Here is a 6,721-nt window from a genome sequence, read left to right on the forward strand (position 1 = left end):
CGACGTCGGGCTTCGTCGACGTCGACACGACCGGACCGAACGCCTTGAGGATCAGCCGGATGACCAGGCGCATCGTCTTGCCGGACCGGGGTGGTGCTACGACGGTGGCCACGTCCTCGGTCGTCGCGCGGATCGGGTGGTCACCCATGTAGGCGTAGGGCGCGGTCGTCTCGACCTTGTACCCGATCTCGGCGCGGTCCTGCAGCTCCTGCACGCCGGCGAAACCTTCCTCCGCCTTCGGCTTCGACGGCCCGAACACCTTGTGCCAGATCGCCGGGAGGGCGAACCAGAGCACCATGAGGATCACCACGGCGACGATGACGGCGCCGATGGCGAACACGATGCCGCTCTCCGGCATCCGGAACCGGCCCTTCAACGCGTCCATGGCGACGTCGAGCGGGTTCCACGACAGATCCCGCACCTTCGGATCCTGGACGGATGCGATGTGCAGTCCGGTCCAAGCCGCGACCACCACGACGGCGAGCCACACGTACACCTGCACCGTGGCACAGAGTTCCTTGAGCGTGTCCATCAGCGGTTCGCTTTCTTGTCGAAGAACGACACCCTGCCGGCGGCGGGTGCTGGTTCGGATGATGCGGCTCCAGGACCGGCCGGTGGCCGCGTCCTCGCGATGGCGCCGGGGCCGGGCTCGGCGAGCAGTTCGGGCAGGTCGGCGGCGGCGATCTCCCGGTTGTCGATCCACCACCGCGCCGCCGTCACACGGCGCGCTGCCTCGAGCACGTCCCGCTGGAACACCGCCGCGTCGACCAGGTTCGTTTCGACGAGCTCGCGGAACGATGCCCGCAGGAACTCCTGCCGGATCCGCACCGCCCACCGCACGGCGCCGTCGTTGCCGATCAACTCGGGCATGCCATCCCGCTCGGCTTCCGCGCGGAACTCGGCATCCTCCGCGGCCCGCTGTTCCGCTTCGCACGCGGGGCACTGACGGTTCTTCGCGAACCACCGCGCCGTGCCTGCACGCTGGCCGGCGGGCTTGTTGGAGAGGTTCTTACGGACGGTGTGCCCGCAGGTGTGGGTGATGTCCCACTCCGTGGGGATCGGGGTCATAGGAGGTCCTCCAGCTGCCATTCCCAGTCGATGCGGTTGAACTCGGCGACGACGAGCGCGTTGCCGGCGATGAGGAGGGCGATGCCGATCAGCGCCCACACCGCTTGAGCGGTCAGGTGCAGCTCCGGTTCCGTCGCAGGGCCGCCCGGAAGTAGCTGCACGACGGGCAGCCCCACCAGGGTGGCGGCGATCCCGCAGACGGCGCCGAGGAGCAGACACAGCCGCGCGATCGCCAGGCGACCACGCCGCACCGTCGCCCGCGGCTCAGGGACTGTCGGCCGCTTCATGCGATCGCCGCCAGCAGGAGGAAGAACAGCGCGGTCATCACGCCGTAGACGCCGGCGATCGACGCGGCGGCGACGAACGGCTTCGGCGCTGTGGCACTGATCGCCGTTCCGGCGCCGACGCAGATTGCCGCCACGCCCGCGATCCACCAGGCGGTGGCGGTGTCGTTGGCCGGAACGGCCCGCATCGCGGCGCCCCAGTACGGCACGTAGGACTGCCACCCTGCGCGGAACGACTCGATCCCGCAGCCGATGCCGGCGATCATGGGCGCCGCGGCGAGGACGAGGAACACCAGGCGGGTGCGGGTCAACCCGAACCGCGGTGCGTCGGAGGGAGCCGTGTCAACGGGCTTGTCGGTCATCGTCATGTCCTTCAGCTGCAGGTTGCCAGGGTGCGTGCGAGCGCGTGCTCGTCGGCGGTGGCGATCGACAGGTGCCACTTCGTGGCCACGGTCACGAACGACACCGCGTAGCTGCAGGCGTCGGCCGTGTTCGCCGGCATCCACTCCGCGGGCCCGGAGTCGGACTTCTCTTCGTTCGCGGGCCCGTCGACGGCGACCAGGTTCGTCGCTTGGTCGTTGGCGAACAGCTCCCGCTGTTCGGCCGTCCACGATGCGGCGCCGTGCCGCCACGCGTAGGACAACGGGACGCGGTGGTCGATCTGCACGGCCACGCTCGACGTCGGCCCGCGGTTGAAGGCGATCGTGCGGCCCGTGTACGGGTCGTGGAGCGTCCCGGAGAGCACCACGCACCCGTTGGTGCCCGGCTTCGTGACGACGGCCGTCAGGTCGCGCCGGAGGACGTCGTTGCGGGTGTCGCAGCCGTTGCGGTCGACGTCGGCCCACGCCGGCCCGAACGCGTCGCGGTCGTAGCGCGCCGGCACGTACGCGTCGGAGATCTCCAGCGTGCGGAGATCTCGCAGCGCCTCGGCCGCGGACACCGTGCTCGAGGGGGAAGGCTGTCCCGTCGACGTCGACCAGATCTCGCCGGTCGCGGTCGTGGGGTGCACGTAGGGTGCGGCGATCGTGCCGACAGCCGCGGCCGCGAACAGGGCGGCCGCTGTGACGAGCTGCTGTTTCGTGCGGCGTCTCACTGGGGGTCCCCTTCCCGGGCATCGTGGTGGTCCTGCGGTGCGGTGACGTCGTGGAGGATCTGCCGCACCCGCGATGGGGAGAGGCCGGCTTCCTGCGCGACTCGGTGGTGGCCGACCGTCAGGGCGGCCTCGGCGATCGCGAGGTCGCGTGCTTCTCGGGCGGCCTTGTACGCGGCGACGGTCCGGTGGACTTCGTCAACCCCGCCCGTGACAGCGCCGACGATCTTCCCCACGACGCTCACCAGACCCGCACCGTCATCGGCTGCCCGGCACCGGCGCAGGACACCACGAACGAGTTGACGGTCATCGGGTACGCAGAGCCGTACGCGGTGTGCAGCCACTGCTCCGCCCACGTCAACACCTCATCGAGGGTGCTGAGCTCCGTGGCATGCTCGTGCACCTGCAGGTCCTCGATGACGTGCGAGCCGGAGCGGAGCACCCACTCGCCAAGAGCAGGCGTCTGCTCGAGGATGAGCTTCTCCCACGCCTCCATGCCCGGGTGGTCCTCGAGGACGTTGGTGCGGTCGGAGAGCCGTCCGCGGAACACCACGCGGCCACCGCGAAGGTCCGGGCCTGGGCCCGTCGCCGGCACGTCCGCGGCGTCGATGACGGGGCCGGTCCAGACCGACAGCGCCGGGAGGTCGCGGGAGCCCTCCGGGTCGAACGGGTCGACTTCCTGGCTCGCACGGAACCGGCACACGGGCTGGCGCGTGTGGAGGTGGTCGAGCGCATCCCCGACGGTGCGGCGCGGCAGCCGCAGCATCGTTCGGCCACGCTGGCCGTCTTCGTCGTACCAGCGGTCGAGGACGAGCACCTGGTCGACGTCATCCCGGTCAGGGAACACGGTGTAGTCCGGCCACGCTTCGCCCTGGAGCGGTGAGTACGACCGCCCTGCTGCGGCGGTCAGCCCGCCCCAGCTGATGGGTGTGTGCTCCTGCAGCTGGTCGAGGATCTCGAACGTGACGGTGCCTGCGTCGAGCGGCATGGTCAGGGTGCTCATGAGGCGTCCTTGCCGATGGTCAAGGGCTCCGTGGTGGAGCCGAGGTCGATGTGCTGGTGCGAGCACGGGTCTTCGAACTGGCGGAAGTTCTCCAGCGGCGTGTTCGGCCGGCACTGCACCTGGCCCGCTTGGGAGCCCTTCGGCATCACGGTGTCGAGCCACTTCAGGAACTCGATGTCCTGCTTTCCGGAGCCGAGGAGCACGTTCCCGCCGACGGTGTTGAAGTCCACGGCCACGGCCGGGTTCTTGCAGTGCAGCGACCCGGACTCGCAGTGCGTGCCGATCCCGACGCACGGACGGTTCATGTCGCTGATCTGCACGGAGCCGTACTTGTTGAGCGCCGCGACGAGCAGCTGCAAGATCCGGGTGTCGACCTGGCAGCCGTCCTTGGTCGTCCCGTCGACGATGGGCAGGATCTCCTGCTCCACCATCTGCGGGTGGTACGTGTCCGTGAAGGTGCCCTTCTCCCACGCAGCCTTGAGGGTCTTCGCAAGCTCGACCTGGTCGCCGGAGACGTCGCAGCCGGACGTGGTCGCAGCGCCGGTGACGGCAGCGACCATCTGCTGCGCGTCGGTCCAGAACTTCGCGTAGTGGTACGGGTCGGCGTTGACCTGCACCTTGTGGGCGGCGAGCGTCGGCTCGAGCGTCTCCCAGTCCGGCACCTTGACCAGCTTCGCCAGGAACGCCTTCGCAGCCTTCTCCGGGTTCAGCCGGTCGGCGCGCTCTCCGTAGCTGTCGTCCTGCTGCAGCACGCCGATGGTGGTGTTGTCGACGGCGTCGCCGTGGTTCAGGTTCGTCAGCGACGACTCACCCATCGCCGTCATCACGACGATGGTGGTGGCCTGCTCGTTGGCCTTCACCTCGTGCGCGGCTCCCACGAGACGTGCGGCCATCTTCACCTGGTCGGTGTCCCACGTGCCGACCTTCTTCGGGAGGTCCTTCGTGACCGCCGCGGTGTCGCCGGCGCCGGCACCGCACGCCGCGGCCGCGGTCGAGCCGCCACCGGAGGCGCCGAGGAGCATCCCGATGAACAGGACGATGACCGCCACGGCGCCGACAACGAACTTGACCATGTCAGTCGTCCTCGCCGGGGAGGATCGCGCGGAGCACCTTCCAGGAGCCGTTCACCTGGTTGAGCTGCACCGTGTACGTGCCGGCGTCGGTGGGGACGTCGACGATCGCGGCGCCGTTGGTGCCACCGTCCTCGAGCTGCACCGTGCCGGAGAGGGTGGTCCCGGGGACCACCTGCTGGCTGGTGCCCTCGTACGCGGCCTGAGCCTGCGTGGTGAGGTACGGCATCCATCCCTTGGCCCACGCGTCGCCGGTGATGCTCTTGTCGACGTACGCGGACACGAACCCGGACGCCGTCCCGGTCGCGGCGCCCTCCTGCGTCGACGTGATCGGGTCCTCCGCGTTCACCGGTGCCGTCGGCTGCGCGGACGGGGTCACCTGGCCGGGGCCGGTGACCTTCGGCTGCCCGTCGTCGCTCGTGGCCGCACTGGTCGGTGCCGCTGCGGGGACCGACACGGACGGCTGCGCCGGCGCGCTGGCGCACCCGGTGAGGGCTGAGGCGATCACCACGGCCGTGGCGATCGCGAGGCTGGTGCGGTTCACAGTGCTGCTCCCGTCAAGCCGGCGCTGGTGTCGGTGATCTGTCGCTCGAGCTCGGAGCGGAAGTGCGCGATCCGAACCTCCGCGGCGAGGCCGACCTTCTTGAAGTGCTGCCCCTTCGGCAGGGTCATCAGCTGCTCGGCCGCGCCGGGCTTCAAGCCGGCGATCTGCGCGGCCGCGACCGCGTCGTCGGCCTTCGACTGCCGGAACAGGTGCATCGTTCCGGCCTCCTTGATGAACGCCACCGCGGGGTCGTCGGAGGGGATGTCGGAGATGTGGTGGATGTTCACCACGTTCGACAGGCCGAGCGCGCGGGAGAGCTTCGCGTTGGACTGGATGACCTTCCCCATCGGGCCGCCGACGAGGAACCAGCCCTCGTCGACGCAGAACGTCGTCTTCCACCCCGGCTCGGAGCGGCGGATCGTGCCGAGGGTCCACGCGTTGGCGAGCATCATCGCCAGCGGGACGGCGGGGCCGTCCTCGGGCAGCTGCGAGATGTCGAACACGGTCAGCTTCTCGCCGAGCTTGACGTTCTCCGACGTGTCGCCGTCGAACAGGCCCGGCATCTCCTCCGGGAGACGTTCGAGGATGAACCGCAGCGTGAGGCCGGCTTCGTGCATCCGCTCGAGCGCCGTGGGGCTCATCTGCTTCCGCAGCTCGTCGCTGATGACGCCGCAGTGGTCGAGGACGTCGTAGATGTTCACCACCCGCTGGCGGGCCCGCGCCTGGGCGGCTCCGTCCCGGAGCGCCACACGGAGCGCCTTCCGCTCCCACGTGTCCAGCGGGGTGCTGTCGTTCAGGAGCGCGGCGGCCTGCTGCAGGACCATGAGGGCGCCGGTGTCGCCGGCGATGAATCGGGTCTGCGACAGTGCCGGGTCGAGCATGTTGATCCGGGACCCGTCCGGGTCGCCGAGGGCGAGACGGATCGGGTCGACCCCGGCGGTGTGGGCGACGTTGGTGTACTCGCCCCACGGCTCCGTTGGGGACTGCTGCTTCTTGTCGACGACGACCACCCGGCGCCGCAGCAGCGTCAGGGCGCGGAGGACGTAGTCGCACTTCATCAGCGTCGACTTGCCCACGCCGACGTCGCCGGCTTCGACGACGTTCGGGGAGTCGACCAGACCGAGCGCGTACGCCTGGAACTGGTCGTTCACGCTGGGCGTCTTCGACAGCGTCTCGACCCCGGACAGCAGACCCTCGAACTGCATCGGGGATTCCAGGATCCCCTGGTTCAGCACCTCGACCTGCCGCGACGTCGACGGGGCGCCCTTGACGGGGCCGCCGTAGTAGCTGGTGCGCTTCAAGATCCGGTTGCGCGGTTCGACGTACCCGCGGGGCTCGAGGCGAGGGAACTCCCAACTGCCGACCGGGAGTGTTGCTTCGTCGGGCGTGAGCGTTGCAAAGTCACTCATCAGATGGCCCCCGTAACGAGCAGGTTTCGGGTCTTGTCGCCGAGGACGAACCTGTTCGGCGTCGCGCCTAGCGACTCGAAGAACGCGGCGTACTCACTCCGGCCGCCTGCTGACGGCTCCAGCGTCACCGCCATCGTCCGAGGCATTGGGTGCACGAGCTTGCGGAGAAGTGCCGACTTCCCCGCCCGCCGTGCCATCACCGGCGGTTCCGTCGACCGGGCAACTGCCCGTGCGACTGGAGAGCCATCGATAC

At 69.6% G+C, this 6,721-nt stretch carries 10 protein-coding genes and 1 pseudogene; all 11 read right to left on the minus strand.

Going from position 1 to position 6,721, the window contains the following annotated elements:
* Positions 1-532: pseudogene (locus BACI9J_RS22965) on the minus strand (hypothetical protein); the annotation flags it as partial.
* On the minus strand, positions 532-1,068 hold the full coding sequence (locus tag BACI9J_RS22970; protein WP_159558304.1) for a hypothetical protein: 537 nt from the start codon (positions 1,066-1,068) through the stop codon (positions 532-534). The gene BACI9J_RS22970 and the pseudogene BACI9J_RS22965, both read right to left, overlap by 1 nt.
* Entirely contained in the window at positions 1,065-1,355 is a 291-nt protein-coding gene (locus BACI9J_RS22975; RefSeq protein WP_159736678.1) for a hypothetical protein, read from the minus strand. Before BACI9J_RS22975 ends, BACI9J_RS22970 begins: the two co-directional genes overlap by 4 nt.
* Positions 1,352-1,714: a hypothetical protein gene (locus tag BACI9J_RS22980; protein ID WP_159558302.1), complete on the minus strand. Its 363-nt coding sequence runs from the start codon at positions 1,712-1,714 to the stop codon at positions 1,352-1,354. Before BACI9J_RS22980 ends, BACI9J_RS22975 begins: the two co-directional genes overlap by 4 nt.
* Before the next feature lie 11 nt (positions 1,715-1,725).
* Positions 1,726-2,445: an HNH endonuclease family protein gene (locus BACI9J_RS22985; protein ID WP_159558301.1), complete on the minus strand. Its 720-nt coding sequence runs from the start codon at positions 2,443-2,445 to the stop codon at positions 1,726-1,728.
* Complete coding sequence (locus tag BACI9J_RS22990) at positions 2,442-2,798, minus strand: hypothetical protein (protein WP_159736679.1); 357 nt, start codon at positions 2,796-2,798, stop codon at positions 2,442-2,444. Before BACI9J_RS22990 ends, BACI9J_RS22985 begins: the two co-directional genes overlap by 4 nt.
* On the minus strand, positions 2,684-3,445 hold the full coding sequence (locus BACI9J_RS22995) for a hypothetical protein (protein WP_159145857.1): 762 nt from the start codon (positions 3,443-3,445) through the stop codon (positions 2,684-2,686). The genes BACI9J_RS22990 and BACI9J_RS22995 overlap by 115 nt, the downstream gene beginning before the upstream one ends.
* Entirely contained in the window at positions 3,442-4,518 is a 1,077-nt protein-coding gene (locus BACI9J_RS23000; protein WP_159558300.1) for a hypothetical protein, read from the minus strand. Before BACI9J_RS23000 ends, BACI9J_RS22995 begins: the two co-directional genes overlap by 4 nt.
* 1 nt (position 4,519) lies before the next feature.
* A complete protein-coding gene (locus BACI9J_RS23005; RefSeq protein WP_159558299.1) occupies positions 4,520-5,059 on the minus strand; it encodes a hypothetical protein in 540 nt (179 codons plus the stop codon).
* Positions 5,056-6,468, minus strand: coding sequence for a hypothetical protein (locus tag BACI9J_RS23010; RefSeq protein WP_159558298.1), 1,413 nt, complete (start codon positions 6,466-6,468; stop codon positions 5,056-5,058). Before BACI9J_RS23010 ends, BACI9J_RS23005 begins: the two co-directional genes overlap by 4 nt.
* A partial coding sequence (locus tag BACI9J_RS24545; protein ID WP_236558888.1) for a hypothetical protein occupies positions 6,468-6,721 on the minus strand: 254 nt, incomplete at its 5' end. The genes BACI9J_RS23010 and BACI9J_RS24545, both read right to left, overlap by 1 nt.

This window comes from Arthrobacter sp. 9V (genome assembly GCF_902506065.1).
Classification (GTDB): Bacteria; Actinomycetota; Actinomycetes; order Actinomycetales; family Micrococcaceae; genus Arthrobacter.